Raw genomic sequence first — 20,681 nt, 5'->3', positions numbered from 1 at the left:
ATGGCTAACGTTACTGCCGCCCTGGTAAAAGAACTGCGCGAGCGCACTGCCGCTGGCATGATGGATTGCAAAAAAGCGCTGGAAGAAGCCGCTGGTGACATCGAGCTGGCAATCGAGAACATGCGCAAATCCGGTCAGGCCAAGGCCGCCAAGAAAGCGGGCCGTATCGCCGCTGAAGGCGTGATCTTCGCCCGTACCGAAGGCAACATTGCCGCCATGATCGAGCTGAACAGCGAAACCGACTTCGTCGCCAAAGACGCCAGCTTCATGGCCATGGGCCAGAAGATCGCCGACATCGCCGCGACCCAGAAAATTGCTGACATCGACGCCCTGAAGGCCGCCGATTTCGGTAACGGTGAGTCCGTCGAGCTGACCATCACCAACCTGATCGCCAAGATCGGTGAGAACATGAACCTGCGTCGCGTGATGCTGGTTGAAGGTGACAACCTGGGTACCTACGTACACGGTTCCCGTATCGGTGTTATCACCAAGCTGACCGGCGGTACTGCCGACCTGGCCAAAGATCTGGCCATGCACGTCGCTGCCAACAGCCCGCAGTTCGTCAAGCCTGAAGACGTGTCTGCTGAAGTCGTTGCCAAAGAGCGCGAAATTCAGATCGACATCGCCATCAACTCCGGCAAGCCGAAAGACATCGCCGAGAAGATGGTTGAAGGCCGCATGAAGAAGTTCACCGGTGAGGTTTCCCTGACTGGTCAACCCTTCGTGAAGGACCCGTCCATCACTGTGGCTGAGCTGCTGAAGAAAGAAGGCGCTGACGTTGTTTCCTTCACCCGTTTCGAAGTGGGCGAAGGCATCGAGAAGCAAGAGACCGATTTCGCGGCTGAAGTTGCAGCCCAGATCGCGGCCGCTCAGAAGGCTTAATCGAACCGGTTTTTCCGTTTCCCCAGACCGCGACTTATGTCGCGGTCTTTATATGACCAGGAATCAGTGACATGAGTACCAATCCCAAGCCTGCATACAGACGTGTTCTTCTGAAGTTGAGTGGTGAAGCCCTGCAAGGATCCGAGGGTTTTGGCATTGATCCAGCGGTGCTGGAGCGGATGGCCCAAGAGATCAAAGAGCTGGTTGAGCTGGGTGTTCAGGTCGGTCTGGTCATTGGCGGCGGCAACCTGTTCCGTGGTGCCGGTCTTGCCAAGGCGGGCATGAACCGCGTGGTGGGTGACCACATGGGCATGCTGGCGACCGTCATGAACGGCCTGGCCATGCGTGATGCCCTGCATCGTGCTTATGTGAATGCCCGTCTGATGTCTGCCATCTCCCTGCAGGGTGTCTGCGATTCCTACAGCTGGGCCGAGGCCATCAGCCAGCTGCGTGCCGGCAAGGTGGTGATCTTCTCCGCCGGTACCGGTAACCCCTTCTTCACCACCGACTCCGCAGCCTGCCTGCGCGGCATCGAGATCGAAGCCGACGTGGTGCTCAAGGCCACCAAGGTCGATGGTGTGTTCACCGATGATCCGGTCAAGAACCCGGATGCAGTGCTCTATCAAGAACTGAGTTATGATGAAGTTCTTGAAAAAGAACTCAAAGTGATGGATCTTGCTGCTTTTACCCTGGCCCGCGACCACGATCTGCCGATCCGGGTGTTCAACATGAACAAACCGGGTGCATTGCGTCGGGTTATCATGGGTGAGCCGGAAGGTACCCTGATCCACCACGTCAGCAAGTAAGACAAGCCTGAGCCGCCTGGCGCGCTTGTCCATTACGCCAGTAAACAAGATAGATACGGGCCGCATGCCGGCTCGTTCGCCAAAAGGAAAACCACTGTGATCAACGAGATTAAAAACGACGCCAAGGACCGCATGGCCAAGAGCGTAGAATCGCTCAAGACCCAGATGTCCAAGATCCGTACCGGCCGTGCTCATCCGAGCCTGCTCGACGGTATCCAGGTTGAGTATTACGGTGCCGCCACTCCTCTGAAACAGTTGGCTAACGTAGTGGCAGAAGATGCCCGCACCCTGTCCATCTCCATCTTCGATCGCTCCATGATCCAGGCGGTGGAAAAAGCCATCCTGACCTCCGATCTGGGCCTGAACCCGTCCAGCAATGGCCAGACTCTGCGCGTCCCCTTGCCTGCGCTGACCGAAGAGCGTCGCCGCGATCTGACCAAGATAGTCCGTGCCGAAGCCGAAGGTGCCCGGGTTGCCGTGCGCAACATCCGTCGCGATGCCAACGCAGACCTGAAGGCGCTGCTGAAGGACAAGGAGATCTCCGAGGACGACGACCGTCGTGCCCAGGAAGAGATCCAGAAACTGACCGACGCCTTCGTCAAGCTGGTGGATGACGCCCTGGCCGCGAAGGAAAAGGAGCTAATGGAAATCTAAGCCTCCGACAGGTATATTACGAGCGCCGTGTAGTGCCCCTGCACGGCGCTTTTGTCTTTGTGGGAGAAATGAATGTCGCTTTTGGCAGCGCTAGGCGATAGCGCCAGCTCGTCCTTGCCTCGTCACGTCGCCATCATCATGGATGGCAATGGTCGCTGGGCTCAGAACCGTGGCAAGATGCGGGTCTCTGGCCACAAGGCGGGCGTGAAATCCGTGCGTGAGGCCGTGGCCTTTGCCGCCCGTGCCAAGATGGAGGCGCTGACCCTGTTCGCGTTCTCCAGTGAGAACTGGCGCCGCCCGGAAGGGGAGGTCAATGCCCTGATGGAGCTGTTCATGACGGTGCTTGGCCGCGAGGTGAACAAGTTGCACAGCAATGGCATCCGGCTCAAGGTGATCGGCGATACCGCCCGTTTCAGTGAACGGCTGCAGGCCAAGATCGCCAAGGCCGAGGCCCTGACCGCCGGCAACCAGGGACTCACCCTCAACATCGCCGCCAACTATGGCGGTCAATGGGACATAGCCCAGGCGGCCCGCAGGCTGGCTCGCGCCGTGGCAGCGGGCGAGCTGGATGCAGAGGCGGTCGATGAAGAGGCACTGGCACGTCAGGTCTGCATGGCCGATCTGCCTCCGGTGGATCTGCTGATCCGTACCGGCGGGGATCATCGCATCAGCAATTTTGTGTTATGGCAGCTTGCTTATGCCGAGCTCTATTTTACCCCGGTCTTGTGGCCCGACTTTGACGAGGCCGAGTTCAGCGGGGCAGTTGCCTCCTTCGTTGCTCGCGAGCGTCGCTTCGGGTGTACGGGTGAACAGATACGGGAATTGATCGCCGCGCAACAGACCGGCTAAACCCCGCTCCCAAGAGAGAGGTTTCTTTTGCTAAAACAACGAATTATTACCGCATTACTGTTAGTACCCCTGGTGTTGGGGGCACTGTTTTTCCTGCCATTGAAATTCTTTGCCCTGCTCGCTGCCCTGGTCTTTCTGCTGGCCAGCCGTGAGTGGAGCGCCTTCGTCTCTGCCCAGCCGCAACAATGGTTGCCGCTGGTGTTCTGCCTGTTGCTCGGTGCCAGCCTGTTCTGGGTACCGGTAGAGCAACTCTGGATCCCCCAGCTGCATCCGCTGGTGATGGGCGTGCTCTGGACAGCCATCAGCTGGTGGCTGCTCGGGCTGCTGCTGGTGCTGCGCTACCCCCGCAGCGCCAGGCTGTGGAAAGAGTCCGTCTGGCTCAAGTCCCTGTTCGGTCTGGTGACCCTGGTGCCCTTCTTCTGGTCTCTGGTGGCCATCCGTGGGTACAACTTCTATCACGACCCCATGATGGGGGCCTGGATCCTGCTGTTCGTGATGGGCCTGGTCTGGGCGGCAGATTCTGGCGCGTATTTTTTCGGCAAGGCGTTCGGCAAGCACAAGCTGGCCCCGGCCGTCAGCCCGGGTAAAACCATAGAGGGCATGCTGGGCGGCCTCTTTACCGCCAGCGTGCTGGCCATAGGCGTGACCTGGTTCATGGGCTTCGTGCCTGCCAAGATGGGGGTGGTGCTGCTCTGCTCCCTGCTGGCGGTGCTGGCGTCCGTGCTCGGCGATTTGACCGAGAGCATGTTCAAGCGGGAGGCCGGTATCAAGGATTCCGGCACCCTGCTGCCGGGTCACGGCGGCATCCTCGATCGCATCGACAGCCTGACGGCGGCGCTGCCCGTCTTCCTGCTCAGCTATCTGCTACTCGGTCAGGAGTTCTGATGCGCAATCTGGTCATTCTGGGAGCCTCCGGCTCCATCGGTCAGAGTACCCTCAAGGTGCTGCGGCAGAACCCGGGGCGCTGGCAGGTGCTGGCGCTGACCGCGGCTCGCAGCGTGGATGCCATGGTGCGGGACTGTCTCGAATTCTCCCCTCGTTTCGCCGTCATGGTGGATGAGAGCGCCGCCAGCAATCTGGCCGGTCGCCTCAAGACCCACGGCTGCGCCACCCGGGTACTCTCTGGTCAGGCTGCCCTGTGCGAAGTGGCCGCTCACCCTGACGCCCACAGCGTCATGGCGGCCATCGTCGGTGCGGCGGGTCTGGCACCCACCATGGCCGCCGTGCGTGCCGGCAAGCGGATCCTGCTGGCCAACAAGGAGGCCCTGGTGATGTCCGGCGCCTTCTTCATGGAGGCGGTGCGCCACCATGGGGCCGAGCTGCTGCCCATCGACAGCGAACACAATGCGATCTTCCAGTGCCTGCCCGAGGCCATTCAGCGCGAGCCTGGCTTCTGCGATCTGGCCGGGGCGGGCATCAGCAAGATACTGCTTACCGGCTCAGGGGGCCCCTTCCGCTATACCGACATCGACGAGCTGGCCAGAGTCACGCCGGCCCAGGCGGTGGCGCACCCCAACTGGTCCATGGGGGCCAAGATCTCGGTGGACTCCGCCACCATGATCAACAAGGGGTTGGAATACATAGAGGCGCGCTGGCTGTTCAACGCCCTCCCTGAGCAGATCCAGGTGGTGATCCACCCCCAGTCGGTGATCCACTCCATGGTGCAGTACAAGGACGGTTCAGTGCTGGCCCAGCTCGGCAACCCGGACATGTGTACCCCCATCGCCCACGCGCTGGCTTATCCCAATCGCATCCCCTCCAGTGTGGAACCTTTGGATTTCTTCAGTGTCGGAGAGTTCAGCTTTATCCGGCCTGATTACGATCGCTATCCCTGTCTGGCGCTGGCCATCAATGCCTGCCAGAAGGGACAAGCGGCGACCACTGCGCTCAATGCGGCCAACGAGGAGGCGGTTGCCGCCTTCCTGGCCGGGCGCATCGGCTTTATGGATATTGCCCGGTCAACGAGACCGTGATGCTGGCGCTGGAGAGCAGTGCCGTCAGCTCGCTCGATGATCTGTTTGCTGCCTGGACGGTGCGGCTGATGAGTGCCCGTGCTCACACCTTGATTGAGGAGCTTGGCTGATGGGCGGTGTGTTGTGGAATATCGGTGCCTTTGTTGTCGCCCTGGGCCTGCTGGTCGCGGTGCACGAGTTTGGCCACTTCTGGGTGGCCCGTCGTTGCGGTGTCAAGGTTGAGCGCTTCTCCATCGGTTTTGGCAAGGCGATCTGGCGCCGGATGGGCAAAGATGGCACCGAATATGTGCTGGCGCTGATCCCGCTCGGCGGCTACGTCAAGATGCTGGATGGCCGGGTCGATGAACTCAAGCCCGGTGACGAGCAGTATGCCTTCAACCACAAGAGTGTCTGGGCAAGGATGGCCATTGTCGCCGCAGGCCCCATGGCCAACTTCGTCTTTGCCCTGTTTGCCCTCTGGCTGATGTTTATCATCGGGGTGCCGAGCGTCAAGCCGGTGATCGGTGAGGTGCGTCCTGCCTCCATCGTGGCCGAGGCGGGTGTGCTGCCCGGCATGGAGATTGTCGGGGTCGGCGATGAGCAGACCGGTGACTGGGAGAGCGTCACCTACGCCCTTATCAGCCATCTGGGTGATGATGCGGTGACTCTCAAGGTGCAGGCACCCGCCAGCTATGCCACCGACAAAACCTTGTCGCTGACCGGCTGGACCTTCGATCCGGATAAAGAGTCGCCCATCGGCAGCTTGGGAATTGTCCCCTGAGTGGCAAAGTGCTGCCAGTCGTGGCTGCCGTGGTGGCCAAGAGTGCCAGTGAAAAGGCGGGGCTGCAGGTCGGTGACCGTATCAAGCGGGTCGGCGAGCAGCCTATTACCGCGTGGGCCCAGTTTGTCGAGCTGGTGCAGCAGGCACCGGGCAACCCCTGCAAGTGGTGGTGAGCGCAACAACAGTGATCTCAACGTGACCCTGACCCCGGATAGCCGCAAGGTGCAGGGCAAGCTGGTCGGTTTCGTCGGCTTGTCGCCGCAACTGGTTCCATTACCGGATGAGTATCGAGTTCTGTTACAGTATGGGCCTTTGCAAGCCCTGTGGCATGGGGTCCAGAAGACCTGGAGCCTGATCACGCTGACCTTCGACATGATCGGCAAGCTGATCGGTGGCATCGTCTCCCTGGACAACCTGAGCGGCCCCATCTCCATCGCCAAGGGGGCTGGCAGCAGCGCAGATTACGGGTTGGTCTATTTCCTCGGTTTCCTGGCGCTCATCAGCGTCAACCTGGGGATCATCAATCTGTTCCCCCTGCCGGTGCTGGATGGGGGCCATTTGGTCTACTTCCTCATCGAGGCAGTCACCGGCAAGCCGGTACCAGAAAAAATTCAGGAAATTGGGTTCAGGATAGGCGCCGCCATTCTGATGTTACTGATGGGCATTGCGCTGTTTAATGATTTCGCTCGCCTCTGAGGCTAGAGCATCAACAAGGACACATAAGAACAAAATGGCTGTTAAAAAAGCATTGGTGTTGAGTTGCCTGCTGGGAGCCAGCTTCCTGGCTCAGGCGGCCCCTGCCTCTTTTGTGGTGCAAGACATTCAGGTCGAGGGTCTGCAGCGGGTGACCCTGGGCGCCGCCCTGTTGAATCTGCCGGTCCGGGTCGGTGACTCCGTGGACTCGGTGGCCCTGGCCAACGCCATCAAGAAGCTCTATGCCTCCGGCAACTTCGAGGACGTCAAGGTCTATCGTGACGGCCAGGTGCTGCAAGTCGTGGTGAAGGAACGCCCGACCATCTCCAGCATCGAGTTTTCCGGCAACAAGGACATCAAGGAGGAGCAGCTGACCCAGAGCCTGGAGTCCTCCGGCATCCGCGTCGGTGATCCCCTGGATCGCACCGTGCTGAGCTCCCTCGAGAAGGGACTGGAAGATTTCTACTACGGCGTGGGCAAGTACTCCGCCAAGGTCAAGGCCATAGTCACCCCGCTGCCTCGCAACCGGGTCGACCTCAAGTTCACCTTCGTGGAAGGGGAAGCGGCCAAGATCCAGCAGATCAACATAGTCGGCAACCAGGTGTTCCCGGAAGAGAAACTGCTGGCCCAGCTCTCCTTGAAGGACGACGTGCCCTGGTGGAACTTCACCGGCGATCAGCGCTATCAGAAGCAGAAGCTGGCCGGTGACATCGAAGTGCTGCGCTCCTACTACATGGACCGCGGCTACATACGTTTCGCTCAGGAGTCCACCCAGGTTTCCATGACCCCGGACAAGAAGGGCGTCTACGTCACCCTGAACATCAAGGAAGGGGATCAGTACAAGGTCTCCGGCGTGCAGCTCAAGGGCGATCTCATCGACCGTGGCGGCGATATGAAGGGGCTCATCCCCATAGAGGCGGGCAGCGTCTACTCCGCCAGCCAGGTGACCCACACCGAAGAGGTGCTCTCCAAGTTCCTCGGCCGTTATGGCTATGCCTACCCCAAAGTGGTCACCTTCCCCCAGGTCAATGACCAGACCAAGGAAGTGGAGCTGATCGTCAACATAGAGCCGGGCCCCCGTGTCTATGTGCGCAACATCAACTTCAGCGGCAACGTCACCACCAAGGACGAAGTGCTGCGTCGCGAGATGCGTCAGATGGAAGGCACCTGGCTCTCCTCCGACAACGTCGAGCAGTCCAAGACCCGTCTCAACCGCCTCGGCTTCTTCGAGACCGCGGAAGTGGATACCAAGCGGGTGGCGGGGAGCGACGATCAGGTCGATCTCGACTTCAAGGTCAAGGAGCAACCGGCAGGTTCCATCAACGCCGGCATCGGCTACGGTACCGAGTCTGGTCTGAGCCTGCAGGCGGGCCTGCAGCAAGACAACTTCATGGGGACCGGCAAGAAGATCGGCATCAATGCCAGCACCAACGACTACTCGAAGAACATCGATCTCAGCTACAACGATCCCTACTTCACCGTCGATGGCGTCAGCCTGGGCGGCCGCCTCTACTACAACAAGTTCAGCGCGGCCGATGCCAACATAGTCGACTACGAAAACACCACCATAGGCTTCCGCCTCTCCAGTGGTTTCCCGGTCAACGAGAACAACCGTCTCGACTTCAGCCTCGGCTACGAGAACAACAAGCTGTCCCAGCCCAACCCCTATGTGCAGGTGGATGAGTTCTGGAAGGTGTACCAGGCCAACCTGGACGGCGACAACCGCATGGTGTTCAACACTGTGGATGTCACCGCCGGCTGGACCCGTTCCACCCTCAACAAGGGTCAGTTCCCGACAGCGGGTGACCGTCAGCGGGTGAACGCCAAGGTGACTGTGCCTGGCATGGATTTGCAGTACTTCAAGCTCAACGCCGAAGACTCCCATTACTTCCCGTTTGATGCGGACCACCAGTGGGTCATGCTGGCCAAGGCCCGCGCCTCTTACGGCAATGGCTATGGCAGCAACGGTGACTACGACCACGTGCTGCCCTTCTTCGAGAACTACTATGCCGGTGGCTTCGATACCCTGCGCGGCTTCAAGAGCAACACAGTCGGTCCTAAGGCGCTCTACTACTACAACCTGGGCGGTAACGACGTGATCCAGGGCACCGACAGCTCTGTGGGGGGCAATGCCCTGGCGGTGGCCTCCCTCGAGATGATAGTGCCGACGCCGTTCGCGTCTGAAAGCTACCAGCCCCAGCTGCGGACCAGCTTCTTCATCGATGCCGGTACAGTGTGGGACACCACCTTCGAATATGGTCAGTACCAGAACCGTTGCTTCAGTGGCTGTAACTATCTGATGGACTATTCTGACCCCACCAATATCCGGATGTCGGCGGGTCTGTCACTGCAGTGGCTCTCCCCCATGGGCCCCCTGGTGTTCGTGATTGCACAACCGCTCAAGAAATACGAAGGGGACGATACCGAAGTCTTCTCCTTCAACATCGGCCGTACCTTCTAAGGGCGCGGACGCTCCCCCACTTCGGTGGGGGTATTCAATGATGGGACGCGCAGCTTGCGTGCCTCACCAGGTAACAAGCCGGTCCCAGAGATCGCTTGCACAATCAGGTAAATCAGGTAGCCCTCAACCGAGGGACCAAGGAGTAAGTGTGAATAAAGCGTTGAAAGTAGCTGGTTTGAGTTTTGCACTGATGGCTGCCGGTATGGGCTCCGCCTGGGCTGAGACCAAGATCGCCGTGGTAGACATGGGCGAAGTCTTCCAAAAGCTGCCCCAGCGTGAAGCCGTGGCCAAAAAGCTGAAGGGTGAGTTCGAGCCGCGCATGCGCGAGCTGCAGAAACTGGAATCCGACGGTCAGGCTCTGGTCGAGAAGTTCAAGAAGGACGAAGCCTTCATGAGCAACGAGCAGAAGAAGCAGAACCAGGAGAAGCTGGCCAAGCTGCAGATGGAGTTCAACCAGAAGCGTCAGGCGTTCGAGCAGGACAACGGCCGTCGTCAGGCTGAAGAGCGCAACAAGATCCTGACCAAGGTACAGGCTGCCATCGACTCCATCGCCAAGAGCAATGGCTATGATCTGGTGCTGGAGCGCAATGCTGCTCCCTATGCCGCCAGCAAGCTGGACATCTCCAGCCAGGTTATCTCTCAGGTAAGCAAGAGCAACTAATTGATGGCATTCACTCTCGCACAGCTGGCCCAGCAACTGGGGGCCGAGGTCCATGGGGATGGGACCCGGGAAATCCGCAAGGTAGCGACACTGGAAAAAGCCGGGGAGGGGGAGATTGCCTTCCTGTCCAACAAGAAGTACCGGCATTTCCTGGAGCAGAGCAAGGCGACTGCCGTGCTCATCACTGAGGCGGACCTGCCGTTTTGCCCCACCAATGCCCTGGTGCTCAAAGATCCCTATGTGGGGTTTGCCCGGGTAGCCCAACTGCTGGACACCACACCGCAGCCGGCCACGGATATACATCCGAGTGCCGTCATAGCGGCGGATGTGCAACTGGGCGAGAGAGTGGCCATCGGCGCCAATGCGGTCATCGAATCCGGCGTCGTGCTGGGGGATGATGTCCGCATAGGTCCGGGCTGTTTCGTTGGCAAGAATACCCGACTGGGAGCACGCTCCCGGTTGTGGGCCAACGTCACCCTGTATCATAACGTGACCCTGGGCACGGACTGTCTGGTGCAAGCCGGCACCGTGATCGGGGCCGACGGTTTCGGTTATGCCAACGAGCGTGGCGAGTGGATCAAGATCCCCCAGCTCGGCGGCGTGACCATAGGCAACCGGGTGGAAATCGGTGCCTGCACCACCATAGACCGCGGTGCCCTGGAAGACACCCGCATCGCGGACAACGTCATCATCGACAACCAGTGCCAGATCGCCCACAACGTCGAGATTGGCTACGGCACCGCCGTGGCGGGCTCGACCGTGATGGCCGGTAGTCTCAAGGTCGGCAAATACTGTATCATTGGCGGCGCTTCCGTCTTTAACGGGCACATGGAGATCTGCGACCAGGCCACCGTCACCGGTATGGCCATGGTGATGCGACCCATTACCGAGCCCGGCATCTACTCTTCCGGCATCCCCCTGCAAACCAATAAAGAGTGGCGCAAGACCGCCGCCCGGGTGATGCGTATCGAAGAGATGCACAAGCGGTTGAGCCGACTTGAGAAAAAGCTGGATCAAGAATAATCACGATTGGTATAGGGTACTGTTTTGACTACTGAAAAGAAAAGCCTGGGGATCCAGGAAATCATGGATCTGCTGCCCCACCGTTATCCGTTCCTGATGGTGGACAAGGTGGAAAATTACGAGATCAGCGATGAGCGCAAGACCCTGCGCGCCATCAAGAACGTCTCGTTCAACGAGCCGATCTTCCAGGGGCACTTCCCGGCCAAGCCGGTGTTCCCCGGTGTGCTGATCCTGGAGGCCATGGCCCAGGCGACCGGTATCCTGGCCTTTACCATGGTGGGCAAGCCGTCCCCCAATGAGCTCTATTACTTCGCCTCCATCGACAATGCCCGCTTCAAGCGTCCGGTCGGCCCTGGCGATCAGCTGGTGCTCGACGTAGAGTTCCTGAAGGAGCGTCGCGGCATCGCCAAGTTCACCGGCGTTGCCACCGTCGACGGTGAAGTGGTCTGTACCGCCGAACTGATGTGCGCCAAACGCGAGGTGTAACCGTGATTGACCAGACTGCCATCATCCACGATACCGCCATCGTCCATGAGTCTGCCGTGATCGGCAAAGGGGTTGAAATCGGCCCCTTTACCGTCATTGGTGCCGAGGTGGAGATAGGTGACGACACCTGGGTGGGTTCCCACGTGGTGATCAAGGGCCCGACCAAGATCGGCCGTGGCAACAAGATCTTCCAGCACACCTCCATAGGTGAGGATTGCCAGGACAAGAAGTACGCCGGTGAGCGCACCTTCCTCGAGATCGGCGACAACAACGTGTTTCGTGAGAATTGCACAGTGCACCGCGGCACCACCCAGGATCAGAGCCTGACCAAGGTGGGCAGCGGCAACCTCTTCATGGTCAACGTCCACGTGGCCCACGACTGCATGATCGGTGACAACTGCATCTTCGCCAACAACGCGACCCTGGCGGGCCACGTTCACATCGGTGACTTCGTGATCTTCGGCGGTCTGTCTGCCATTCACCAGTTCGGCCGCGTAGGCTCCCACGCCTTCGTCGGTGGCTGCGCCGCCCTGAACAAGGATGTGCCGCCCTACGTGATGGCCGCCGGCAACTACGCCAAGCCATTCGGGGTCAACTCCGAAGGGCTGCGTCGTCGTGGCTTCAGCGCGGAAGCCATTTCGGCCGTCAAGCGTGCCTACAAGGAGATCTTCCGCTCCGGCAAGACCATTGAAGAGGTGCTGCCGGTACTGAGCGAGATGGCGGCTACCGAGCCGGCCGTCCAGCTCTATGTGGATTTCCTCAAGGGCAACGAGCGCGGGATCATCCGTGCCTAAGCCTATCCGCATCGGCATAGTCGCCGGAGAGACCTCCGGCGACATCCTGGCTGCCGGTCTGGTGCGCGAGCTGCTGGCTCGCTATCCCGATGCCCAGTTCGAAGGGATCGCCGGGCCGCGGATGCAGGCCCTGGGCGTCAAGGCCCTGTTCGAGATGGAAGAGCTTTCCGTCATGGGCATCAGCGAGGTGCTGGGGCGTCTGCCCCGGATCCTCCAGGTACGCCGCGAGCTGCTGCGCCACTTTATTGCCAATCCTCCTGACATCTTCGTCGGGGTGGATGCACCTGATTTCAATATCGGGGTGGAGCTGAAACTGCGCCGCGCCGGTATCAAGACGGTCCACTATGTCAGCCCCTCTGTCTGGGCCTGGCGTCAGGGCCGCATTCACAAGATAAAGGCCGCCACCGACATGGTGCTCGCCTTCCTGCCGTTCGAGAAAGCCTTCTACGACCGTTTCGATGCCCCCTGCCGCTTCGTCGGCCACACCATGGCGGACGACATTCCCCTGGTACCGGATCAGCAGGAGATGCGTGAGGCACTCGGCCTGGAGCCGGGCCGCCGCTGGCTGGCGGTGTTGCCGGGCAGCCGCAGCGCCGAGGTCGGCTTCATGTCCCCGGTCTTCCTCGAGGCGTGCAAGCACCTGACGGTGCACTGCCCGGATCTCGGCTTCATAGTGCCGCTGGTGAACGAGACGCGGCGCGAGCAGTTCCTCGCCATCAAGGCCGAAGTGGCGCCGGATCTCGATATGGTGCTGCTGGACGGTCAGGGCCGTGAGGCCATGATCGCCGCCGACGTGGTGATGCTGGCGTCCGGCACGGCCGCGCTGGAAGCCATGCTGGTGAAGCGGCCCATGGTGGTGGGTTACAAGCTCAAGCCGCTCAGCTACTGGCTGGCCCAGTGGCTGGTGAAGACGGAGTACGTCTCCCTGCCGAATCTGCTGGCAGACCGGATGCTGGTGCCCGAGCTCATCCAGCATGAGTGCACCCCGGCCAATCTGGTGGAAGAGGTCAGCAAGTTGCTGGAGCACGACAACAGCGAGCTCATCGCCACCTTCACCAAGTTGCACCAGAAGATCCGCTGCAACGCCGATGTGCAGGCCGCCGAGGCGGTGGCCGAGCTGCTCGACAGCTAGGGTGGCTGGCGGCGCGCTTTTGGCGTTATGTTGTGCTGATACTGGCCCTGCGGGGCCGGTTTTGATTCAAGGCCTGTGATATGACGATCGATATTCCACAAGACAAGCTGGTAGCAGGGGTTGACGAGGTGGGCCGTGGCCCCCTGGTGGGTGACGTGGTCACCGCCGCGGTGATCCTGGATCCCGCCAATCCCATTGAAGGCCTCGCCGACTCCAAGAAGCTCTCCGAGAAGAAGCGCCTCGCCCTGTATGGCGAGATCAAGGCAAAGGCCCTGGCCTGGTCCATAGGCCGCGCCACCCCGGATGAGATCGACCAGCTCAACATACTGCACGCCACCATGCTGGCCATGCAGCGGGCCGTGGCGGGCCTCTCCATGACACCCGAGCTGGTCTTTATCGATGGCAACCGCTGCCCGGCATTGCCGATGGAAGCGCGCGCCGTGGTCAAGGGCGACAGCCTGGTGGCCGCCATCAGCGCCGCCTCCATCCTCGCCAAGGTGACCCGGGATGCCGAGATGACCGAGCTGGACAGCCGTCATCCCGAGTACGGCTTCGCCCGTCACAAGGGTTATCCCACCGCCGAACACCTCGCCATATTGGCCGAGCGCGGCCCCCTGCCCGAATATCGGCAGAGCTTCAAACCGGTGCGCCGGGCGCTGGGGATCGAATAACCATGGCCGATCCTCGCTTCGTCCACCTGCGGGTCCACTCTGACTTCTCCATGGTCGATGGCCTGCAAAAGATTGGCCCCATCGTCTCGGCAGCCGCAGCCAACAACATGCCGGCCCTGGCCCTGACCGACCAGATGAACATGTGCGGCCTGGTGCGCTTCTATGGCTCGGCCCATGGCAAGGGGATCAAGCCCCTGGTCGGGGCGGATTTCTGGGTGCAGAGCGATGAGCTCGGCGACGAGCAGTTCCGCCTCACCCTGCTTGCCATGGACAACGACGGCTACCAGAACATCACCCTGCTCATCTCTCGCGGCTACCAGCGCGGTCACGTGCAGGGGCGCCCCGTCATCGACAAGGGCTGGCTGGTCGAACATGCCAAGGGGGTGATAGTGCTCTCAGGCGGTCGCGAGGGGGATCTCGGCAAGTTCCTGCTCAAGGGCAACCGCCAGATGGTGGAGCAGAGCCTCGCCTTCTACCGGACTCACTTCCCGGATGCCTACTACCTCGAGCTGCTGCGTACCGGTCGACCCGATGAAGAGGTCTATCTGCACATGGCGGTGGCCATCGCCGCCGAGTTCGAGCTGCCCGTGGTGGCCACCAACGAGGTGGTGTTCCTCGGGGCCGACGACTTCGATGCCCACGAGATCCGGGTCGCCATCCACGACGGCTACACCCTGATGGACAAGCGCCGTCCGCGCCGCTACAGCCCGCAGCAGTACCTGCGCAGCCAGGAGGAGATGTGCGAGCTGTTTGCCGACATTCCCGAGGCGCTGGAAAACACGGTGGAGATCGCCAAGCGCTGCAACGTGACTGTGCGTCTGGGCGAATACTTCCTGCCGAACTTCCCGACCGGTGACATGAGTACCGAAGACTTCCTGGTGATGAAGTCCAAGGAGGGACTGGAGGACCGTCTGGCCTTCCTGTTCCCGGATCCGCAAGTACGCGCCGCCAAGCGCGGCGAGTACGACGAGCGCCTCGACATCGAGCTCAAGGTGATCAACCAGATGGGCTTCCCGGGTTACTTCCTCATAGTGATGGAGTTTATCCAGTGGTCCAAGGACAACGGCATCCCCGTTGGCCCGGGCCGGGGCTCGGGGGCGGGATCCCTGGTGGCCTACGCCCTCAAGATCACCGATCTGGATCCCCTCGAGTTTGATCTGCTGTTCGAACGTTTCCTCAACCCCGAGCGGGTCTCCATGCCCGACTTCGACGTCGACTTCTGCATGGACAGACGGGACGAGGTGATAGAGCACGTCTCCGAGATGTATGGCCGGGAGGCGGTGTCCCAGATCATCACCTTCGGCAGCATGGCGGCCAAGGCGGTGGTGCGGGATGTGGGCCGGGTGCTGGGCCACGCCTACGGGTTCGTGGATCGCATCTCCAAGCTCATTCCGCCGGATCCGGGCATGACGCTTGCCAAGGCATTCGAGGCCGAGCCCAAGCTGCCGGAGCTCTACGAGCAGGACGAGGAGGTCAAGGACCTCATCGACATGGCGCGCCGGCTGGAAGGTGTGGTGCGCAACGCCGGCAAACACGCCGGTGGTGTGGTGATAGCCCCCACCAAGATCACCGACTTCGCGCCGCTCTACTGCGACGACTCCGGCCATCACCCTGTTACCCAGTTCGACAAGAACGACGTGGAGTATGCGGGCCTGGTGAAGTTCGACTTCCTGGGGCTGCGGACCCTCACCATCATCGACTGGGCGCTCGGCATGATAAACCCGCGCCTGGCCAAGGAGGGCAAGCCGCCGGTCGACATCGCCGCCATCCCCATCGACGACAAGAAGTCGTTCGCGCTGTTGCAGCGCTTCGAGACCACGGCGGTGTTCCAGCTCGAATCCCGTGGCATGAAGGATCTGATCAAGCGGCTGCAGCCCGACTGCTTCGAAGACATGATCGCCCTGGTGGCCCTGTTCCGTCCGGGCCCGCTGCAGTCCGGCATGGTGGACAACTTCATCGAGCGCAAGCACGGCAAGGAGGCCATCTCCTACCCGGACGAGAAGTGGCAGCACGAGAGCCTCAAACCCATACTGGAGCCCACCTACGGCATCATCCTCTACCAGGAGCAGGTGATGCAGATAGCCCAGGTGCTGGCGGGCTACACCCTGGGCGGCGCGGACATGCTGCGCCGGGCCATGGGCAAGAAGAACCCCGCCGAGATGGCCAAGCAGCGTTCCGGCTTCGAGGAAGGGGCGGTCAAGAACGGGGTCGACGGCGAGCTGGCGATCAAGATCTTCGATCTGGTGGAGAAGTTTGCGGGCTACGGCTTCAACAAGTCCCACTCCGCCGCCTATGCACTGGTCTCCTACCAGACCCTCTGGCTCAAGACCCACTTCCCGGCCGAGTTCATGGCGGCGGTGATGACCGCCGACATGGACAACACCGACAAGATAGTGACGCTAGTGGACGAGTGCCAGCGCATGGGGCTGACCGTCATACCCCCTGATGTGAACACAGGTCGCTATCGCTTCTCGGTCAACGAAGATGGCCATATCGTCTACGGCATAGGCGCGGTGAAAGGTGTGGGCGAGGGCCCCATAGATGCGATTCTCAGCGCGCGGGATCAGGACGGGCCCTTCCGGGATCTGTTCGACTTCTGCAACCGGGTCGACATCAAGAAGCTCAACAAGCGGGTGATGGAAAAACTCATCCTCTCCGGCGCCATGGACAGACTCGGCCCGCACCGGGCGGCGCTGATGGCGACGCTGGAGGAGGCCATGCGCGCCGCCGAGCAGCACGCCAAGGCGCAGGCGGTGGGGCAGGTCGACATGTTCGGGGTGCTCACCGAGGAGATAGACGACGTCAAGAAGGCGTTCGCCAACGTGCCGCACTGGCCCGACAAGGTGTGGCTGGAAGGGGAGCGCGAGACCCTCGGGCTCTACCTCACCGGTCACCCCATCAACCAGTACAGCAGCGAGCTGCGTCGCTACACCTCGGGCCGTCTGTGCGATCTGCATCCCACCTCCCGGGATACGGTGACCACGGCGGCGGGGCTGGTGATCGCGGCCCGCAGCATGGTGACCAAGCGCGGCAACAAGATGGGGATCTTCACCCTGGACGACAGATCCGGCCGTCTGGATGTGACCCTCTTCAGTGAAGCGCTGGAAAAATACGAAGAATTGATGCAAAAAGACCGTATTTTAGTGGTTTCTGGACAGGTCAGCTTTGATGACTTCTCCGGTGGCCTTAAAATGTCGGCCCGCGAATTGCTGGATATCAACGATGCGAGGGAGCGTTTCGCCAGGGCGATCCGCATTTCCCTCGATGAACAACGCATTGACGAACGCTTTTTCCCGCGTTTGTGCGAGATTTTGGAGCCCGCCCGTGCCGGAGTCTGTCCGGTTCAGGTAAACTATCGTCGGCCCGGCTCCCGGGCGCGATTGACGCTCGGTACCGAGTGGCGGGTGACGCCCACCGATCAACTGATAGATGACTTGCGAGTCCTGCTTGGACGAGAGCGGGTTGAATTGGTTTTTGATTAGAGGATCTATTGTCCCTATGAGTCTTTTTCTGGATTTTGAACAGCCGATCGCCGAATTGCAGGCTCAGATCGATGAACTTCGCCATGTGAGCGAGCACAACAGTGCCGTGGATCTCAGCGAAGATATCCGTCGGCTGGAGAAGAAAAACGAAGAGCTGACCAAGAAGATCTTCGGCGATCTGGGTGCCTGGCAGGTGTCCCAGATGGCGCGTCATCCCCAGCGCCCCTACACCCTCGACTACATCGAGCAGATCTTCACCGACTTCGACGAGCTGGCCGGTGATCGCGCCTACGCCGATGACAAGGCCATCGTCGGCGGCATAGCCCGCCTGGACGGCGAGCCTGTGATGGTGATTGGTCAGCAGAAGGGTCGCGAGACCAAGGAGAAGATCCGTCGCAACTTCGGCATGCCGCGCCCGGAAGGGTACCGCAAGGCCCTGCGCCTGATGCAGATGGCCGAACGCTTCAAGATGCCGATCATCACCTTCATCGACACCCCGGGCGCCTACCCCGGCGTGGGTGCCGAGGAGCGTGGCCAGTCCGAGGCCATCGCCCGCAACCTGAAAGTCATGGCCGGCCTGACAGTGCCGGTAGTCTGCACCGTGATAGGTGAAGGCGGCTCCGGCGGCGCGCTCGCCATCGGTGTCGGCGATCGCGTCAACATGCTGCAGTACTCCACCTACTCCGTCATCTCGCCGGAAGGTTGCGCCTCCATACTGTGGAAGAGCGCCGACAAGGCACCGGTGGCCGCCGATGCCATGGGCATCACGGCCCAGCGCCTGAAGGAGCTCAAACTCATCGACAGCATAGTCGAAGAGCCCCTCGGCGGCGCCCACCGCAACGTGGAGCTGATGGCCCAGCGCCTGAAGGATCGCATCAAGCAAGACCTGGCTGCCTTGCGCCCGCTGGACAGCGACCAGTTGCTGGAGCAGCGCTATCAGCGCCTGCTGGGTTACGGCTACTGCTGATGCCCGGCCTTGTGCCCTGAAGAGTGCCTGAAAAGTGCCGGAAGGCCCCTGCTGATGCGGGGGCCTTCTTTTTTTGGGCTGAACCTTGGGGCCTTGTTGGCGGGGTACTTTATCGCCCTTGATGGTGCGTGGCATTGAGTGGGGTGGGTTCGGCGGAACCCGGGTGGAAAAGCAGGACGGCTGTGTTCGCCAGCGTACAGACGGGGAGGGGGAAGGGGAATAACCTGGCTGTCAGGTATACAGGTTGCCGTCAATGCGCCAGTCAGCGTGCAGCAACGGTAACAGCTCTGTGGTGTGAGAGGCAGGGCGCCATGGCTGGTCATTCTCCAGATGTTGCCAGCGTCATGTTCACTCGAGAGGGAGTCAGATCGTCATGAAAAACCCTAACCATGTTACCAATGCCTTCGTTGCCGCCCTGTTGCTGGCCGCCATCGCCATGGGCTGCGCCTCAACGGCCAACAAGGAAGGAACGGGAGAATATATCGATGATTCCGTGGTCACCACCAAGGTGATCTCTGCGATATTTTCCGACCCTGAACTCAAATCGGCAGAAATTAATGTAGAAACCTTCAAAGGGGTGGTGCAATTGAGCGGTTTTGTCAGCTCCAAGGCGAGTATCGACAGAGCCAGCAGGGTGGCCAGCGGGGTTAATGGCGTCACATCAGTCAAAAATGACCTGCGTCTGAAATAATGACCTGACCCAACCGTTGAACAATGAAATATAAGGGGTGGATATAGCCACCCCTTATTCACATAGATCCCCTGAAAAATCTCTTCTGTCGTCTTTACGATATGGCCATCGATATCCTTGCCGGTCTATGCTGGCTCCTCTTTTGCTAGGTTGAGATGCATGACGAAATGGCCCCGAGGCCCATGATGATGGGCCTCGGGGCTTTTCGCTAGAAAATGGCTATCAACAACCAGCTTGCGATAAAGCCGATGGCGATCGCTATGCCGATGCTGCCCATGGGGTTGCTCTTGATCTTGCCGCGCAGCTCCTTGAGGTTGGAGGCTCTGGCCTCCTTTATCTCATTGCCTTTCTCGCTCAAGACGTTGGCGGTTGAATTGACCGCCTTGGCGACTTTGTCGACCGCCTCGTGGGTGTTCTCGGTCATCTGCTTCACCGTGGAGTTGATGTTGTGAGCGGCATGGTCTGCCTCTCTCTTCTCCCCGGCAGGGATGACGCTGGCGTCCTCTTTGGTGACTGAGGCGCTTTTTTCAGCTGGGCTCATGATATTTCTCCATATCCGCTGTGTGCCGGGGGAGAGGCGCTCCCTCTGGCATCTCTAGGTGGATGGGGTGGCAGTCCCATTGCGCCCTGATGTCGAGCAATGACTGCGATTGGCTGTGAGATGCAGTGGCACCCGAACAAGCATGCCGCCCACTGCGTCTGTGGGTGTCAGAACGACCTCAATATGCCTCATCCGTATTGTTGTGTCGGTACGTTAGGACACATAACAGGGTGTGTGTGAATGACGGACATATGGCCGCTCGGGGATTGCGGGCGATTCAGTGGTGATGGCGTCGATACGTTAGCCCAGGTCGTGGGTTTGCCCTATCTTTAGCCTTGATTGAATTGTCGTGTGAGTCGCCACCTGGAGAGAGACATGCCTGAGCATCATCCGCGGTTGAACCATTTGCTGGCGGCCCTGCCCCCCGAGGTCTACACGCGTCTGCTGCCGCACCTCGAATACATAGATTTACCCCTGGGCAAGGTCTTGTACGAATCGGGCGACGCCCTGCGCCATGTCTATTTCCCCATCGACTGCATCGTCTCCCTGCTCTATGTGATGAAAGACGGCGCTTCGGCGGAGATCTCCGTGGTGGGCAACGAGGGGCTGATCGGGGTGGCCCTGTTCATGGGGGGCGAAAGCACCACCAGCCGCGCCCTGGTGCAGAGTGCGGGCCATGCCTACCGCCTGAAAGGGCAGTTGCTCAAAAGCGAATTCAATCTGCACGGCGACATGCTGCACCTGGTGCTGCGCTACACCCAGGCGCTCTTGACCCAGATGGCGCAGACGGCGGTGTGCAATCGTCACCACTCCATCGATCAGCAACTCTGCCGCTGGCTGCTGCTCTCCCTCGACAGGCTCTCGGGCGACAAGCTCTCCATGACCCAGGAGCTGATCGCCAACATGCTGGGGGTCAGGCGGGAGGGGGTGACGGATGCGGCGAGCAAGTTGCAAAAGCTGGGGGTGATAGAGTACCGCCGTGGTCACATCACAGTGCTGGACAGGCCCAAGCTGGAGCAGCTCAGCTGCGAATGCTATGCGGTGGTCAAGGCCGAGACGGACCGGCTGCTGCCCTACCTGCCCATAGTCCCCAAACCCTGAATACACCCCATACCCGGACTCCGATAGCCTCCCCTGACGGCCATGGGATGGCCG

Annotated in this window: 17 protein-coding genes and 2 pseudogenes; 18 read left to right on the top strand and 1 reads right to left on the bottom strand. The window is 60.5% G+C overall.

The genetic code is table 11. The features are described from left to right. From tsf to ACF2JD_RS07205, 17 genes and pseudogenes are all read left to right on the top strand, one after another. A complete protein-coding gene (tsf, locus tag ACF2JD_RS07285; protein ID WP_025327916.1) occupies positions 1 to 882 on the top strand; it encodes a translation elongation factor Ts in 882 nt (293 codons plus the stop codon). A 71-nt stretch (positions 883 to 953) separates the two neighbouring features. Continuing rightward, entirely contained in the window at positions 954 to 1,688 is a 735-nt protein-coding gene (gene pyrH, locus ACF2JD_RS07280; RefSeq protein WP_025327915.1) for a UMP kinase, read from the top strand. 96 nt (positions 1,689 to 1,784) lie between these two features. Beyond that, complete coding sequence (gene frr / locus ACF2JD_RS07275; RefSeq protein ID WP_106886072.1) at positions 1,785 to 2,342, top strand: ribosome recycling factor; 558 nt, start codon at positions 1,785 to 1,787, stop codon at positions 2,340 to 2,342. 72 nt (positions 2,343 to 2,414) lie between these two features. Continuing rightward, on the top strand, positions 2,415 to 3,191 hold the full coding sequence (gene uppS / locus ACF2JD_RS07270) for a polyprenyl diphosphate synthase (protein WP_025327913.1): 777 nt from the start codon (positions 2,415 to 2,417) through the stop codon (positions 3,189 to 3,191). A gap of 27 nt (positions 3,192 to 3,218) precedes the next feature. Beyond that, positions 3,219 to 4,076, top strand: coding sequence for a phosphatidate cytidylyltransferase (locus ACF2JD_RS07265; RefSeq protein WP_041206258.1), 858 nt, complete (start codon positions 3,219 to 3,221; stop codon positions 4,074 to 4,076). Further along, positions 4,076 to 5,274: pseudogene (gene ispC / locus ACF2JD_RS07260) on the top strand (1-deoxy-D-xylulose-5-phosphate reductoisomerase). Before ACF2JD_RS07265 ends, ispC begins: the two are co-directional and overlap by 1 nt. Further along, positions 5,274 to 6,620, top strand: a pseudogene (rseP, locus tag ACF2JD_RS07255) (sigma E protease regulator RseP). The pseudogenes ispC and rseP overlap by 1 nt, the downstream one beginning before the upstream one ends. A 34-nt stretch (positions 6,621 to 6,654) precedes the next feature. After that, the gene (gene bamA / locus ACF2JD_RS07250) at positions 6,655 to 9,078 is read left to right on the top strand and encodes an outer membrane protein assembly factor BamA (protein ID WP_111909928.1); all 2,424 of its coding nucleotides are present in this window, start codon (positions 6,655 to 6,657) and stop codon (positions 9,076 to 9,078) included. Between the two features lie 148 nt (positions 9,079 to 9,226). Beyond that, positions 9,227 to 9,739, top strand: coding sequence for an OmpH family outer membrane protein (locus tag ACF2JD_RS07245; protein ID WP_025327908.1), 513 nt, complete (start codon positions 9,227 to 9,229; stop codon positions 9,737 to 9,739). Between the two features lie 3 nt (positions 9,740 to 9,742). Further along, positions 9,743 to 10,762 carry a UDP-3-O-(3-hydroxymyristoyl)glucosamine N-acyltransferase gene (gene lpxD / locus ACF2JD_RS07240; protein WP_106887881.1) on the top strand — a complete coding sequence of 340 codons (1,020 nt, stop codon included), beginning with the start codon at positions 9,743 to 9,745 and terminating at the stop codon, positions 10,760 to 10,762. A gap of 24 nt (positions 10,763 to 10,786) precedes the next feature. After that, complete coding sequence (fabZ, locus tag ACF2JD_RS07235; RefSeq protein WP_010673414.1) at positions 10,787 to 11,248, top strand: 3-hydroxyacyl-ACP dehydratase FabZ; 462 nt, start codon at positions 10,787 to 10,789, stop codon at positions 11,246 to 11,248. 2 nt (positions 11,249 to 11,250) lie between these two features. Next, positions 11,251 to 12,042 (top strand): acyl-ACP--UDP-N-acetylglucosamine O-acyltransferase, encoded by a 792-nt coding sequence (gene lpxA / locus ACF2JD_RS07230; RefSeq protein WP_307764113.1) that lies wholly within the window; start codon positions 11,251 to 11,253, stop codon positions 12,040 to 12,042. Then, on the top strand, positions 12,035 to 13,174 hold the full coding sequence (gene lpxB, locus ACF2JD_RS07225; RefSeq protein ID WP_111909930.1) for a lipid-A-disaccharide synthase: 1,140 nt from the start codon (positions 12,035 to 12,037) through the stop codon (positions 13,172 to 13,174). Before lpxA ends, lpxB begins: the two co-directional genes overlap by 8 nt. A gap of 80 nt (positions 13,175 to 13,254) precedes the next feature. Then, entirely contained in the window at positions 13,255 to 13,845 is a 591-nt protein-coding gene (rnhB, locus tag ACF2JD_RS07220; protein ID WP_139745757.1) for a ribonuclease HII, read from the top strand. A gap of 2 nt (positions 13,846 to 13,847) precedes the next feature. After that, the gene (gene dnaE, locus ACF2JD_RS07215; protein ID WP_139745758.1) at positions 13,848 to 17,327 is read left to right on the top strand and encodes a DNA polymerase III subunit alpha; all 3,480 of its coding nucleotides are present in this window, start codon (positions 13,848 to 13,850) and stop codon (positions 17,325 to 17,327) included. A gap of 16 nt (positions 17,328 to 17,343) precedes the next feature. Further along, positions 17,344 to 18,294 (top strand): acetyl-CoA carboxylase carboxyl transferase subunit alpha, encoded by a 951-nt coding sequence (accA, locus tag ACF2JD_RS07210; protein ID WP_025327902.1) that lies wholly within the window; start codon positions 17,344 to 17,346, stop codon positions 18,292 to 18,294. A 373-nt stretch (positions 18,295 to 18,667) separates the two neighbouring features. Next, on the top strand, positions 18,668 to 18,985 hold the full coding sequence (locus ACF2JD_RS07205) for a BON domain-containing protein (protein WP_440987090.1): 318 nt from the start codon (positions 18,668 to 18,670) through the stop codon (positions 18,983 to 18,985). Between the two features lie 208 nt (positions 18,986 to 19,193). Here the strand turns inward: ACF2JD_RS07205 and ACF2JD_RS07200 are convergent, their stop codons facing one another. Then, positions 19,194 to 19,526 carry a hypothetical protein gene (locus ACF2JD_RS07200; protein WP_290027596.1) on the bottom strand — a complete coding sequence of 111 codons (333 nt, stop codon included), beginning with the start codon at positions 19,524 to 19,526 and terminating at the stop codon, positions 19,194 to 19,196. Positions 19,527 to 19,901: 375 nt separating this feature from the next. On the opposite strand from ACF2JD_RS07200, the gene ACF2JD_RS07195 reads away from it, so the two are divergent. Beyond that, positions 19,902 to 20,627, top strand: coding sequence for a Crp/Fnr family transcriptional regulator (locus ACF2JD_RS07195; RefSeq protein ID WP_106886082.1), 726 nt, complete (start codon positions 19,902 to 19,904; stop codon positions 20,625 to 20,627). The last annotated feature ends 54 nt before the right edge of the window (positions 20,628 to 20,681 follow it).

The organism is Aeromonas ichthyocola (assembly GCF_046087985.1).
GTDB classification, from domain to species: domain Bacteria; phylum Pseudomonadota; class Gammaproteobacteria; order Enterobacterales; family Aeromonadaceae; genus Aeromonas; species Aeromonas rivipollensis.
This window is presented reverse-complemented; position numbering and strand designations above follow the sequence as displayed.

Coding starts and splice junctions, on each gene's coding strand:
- tsf (WP_025327916.1), top strand. CDS start 1: ATGGCTAACGTTACTGCCGCCCTGGTAAAAGAACTGCGCGAGCGCACT.
- pyrH (WP_025327915.1), top strand. CDS start 954: ATGAGTACCAATCCCAAGCCTGCATACAGACGTGTTCTTCTGAAGTTG.
- uppS (WP_025327913.1), top strand. CDS start 2,415: ATGTCGCTTTTGGCAGCGCTAGGCGATAGCGCCAGCTCGTCCTTGCCT.
- bamA (WP_111909928.1), top strand. CDS start 6,655: ATGGCTGTTAAAAAAGCATTGGTGTTGAGTTGCCTGCTGGGAGCCAGC.
- lpxD (WP_106887881.1), top strand. CDS start 9,743: ATGGCATTCACTCTCGCACAGCTGGCCCAGCAACTGGGGGCCGAGGTC.
- rnhB (WP_139745757.1), top strand. CDS start 13,255: ATGACGATCGATATTCCACAAGACAAGCTGGTAGCAGGGGTTGACGAG.
- dnaE (WP_139745758.1), top strand. CDS start 13,848: ATGGCCGATCCTCGCTTCGTCCACCTGCGGGTCCACTCTGACTTCTCC.
- accA (WP_025327902.1), top strand. CDS start 17,344: ATGAGTCTTTTTCTGGATTTTGAACAGCCGATCGCCGAATTGCAGGCT.
- ACF2JD_RS07205 (WP_440987090.1), top strand. CDS start 18,668: ATGAAAAACCCTAACCATGTTACCAATGCCTTCGTTGCCGCCCTGTTG.
- ACF2JD_RS07200 (WP_290027596.1), bottom strand. CDS start 19,526: ATGAGCCCAGCTGAAAAAAGCGCCTCAGTCACCAAAGAGGACGCCAGC.
- ACF2JD_RS07195 (WP_106886082.1), top strand. CDS start 19,902: ATGCCTGAGCATCATCCGCGGTTGAACCATTTGCTGGCGGCCCTGCCC.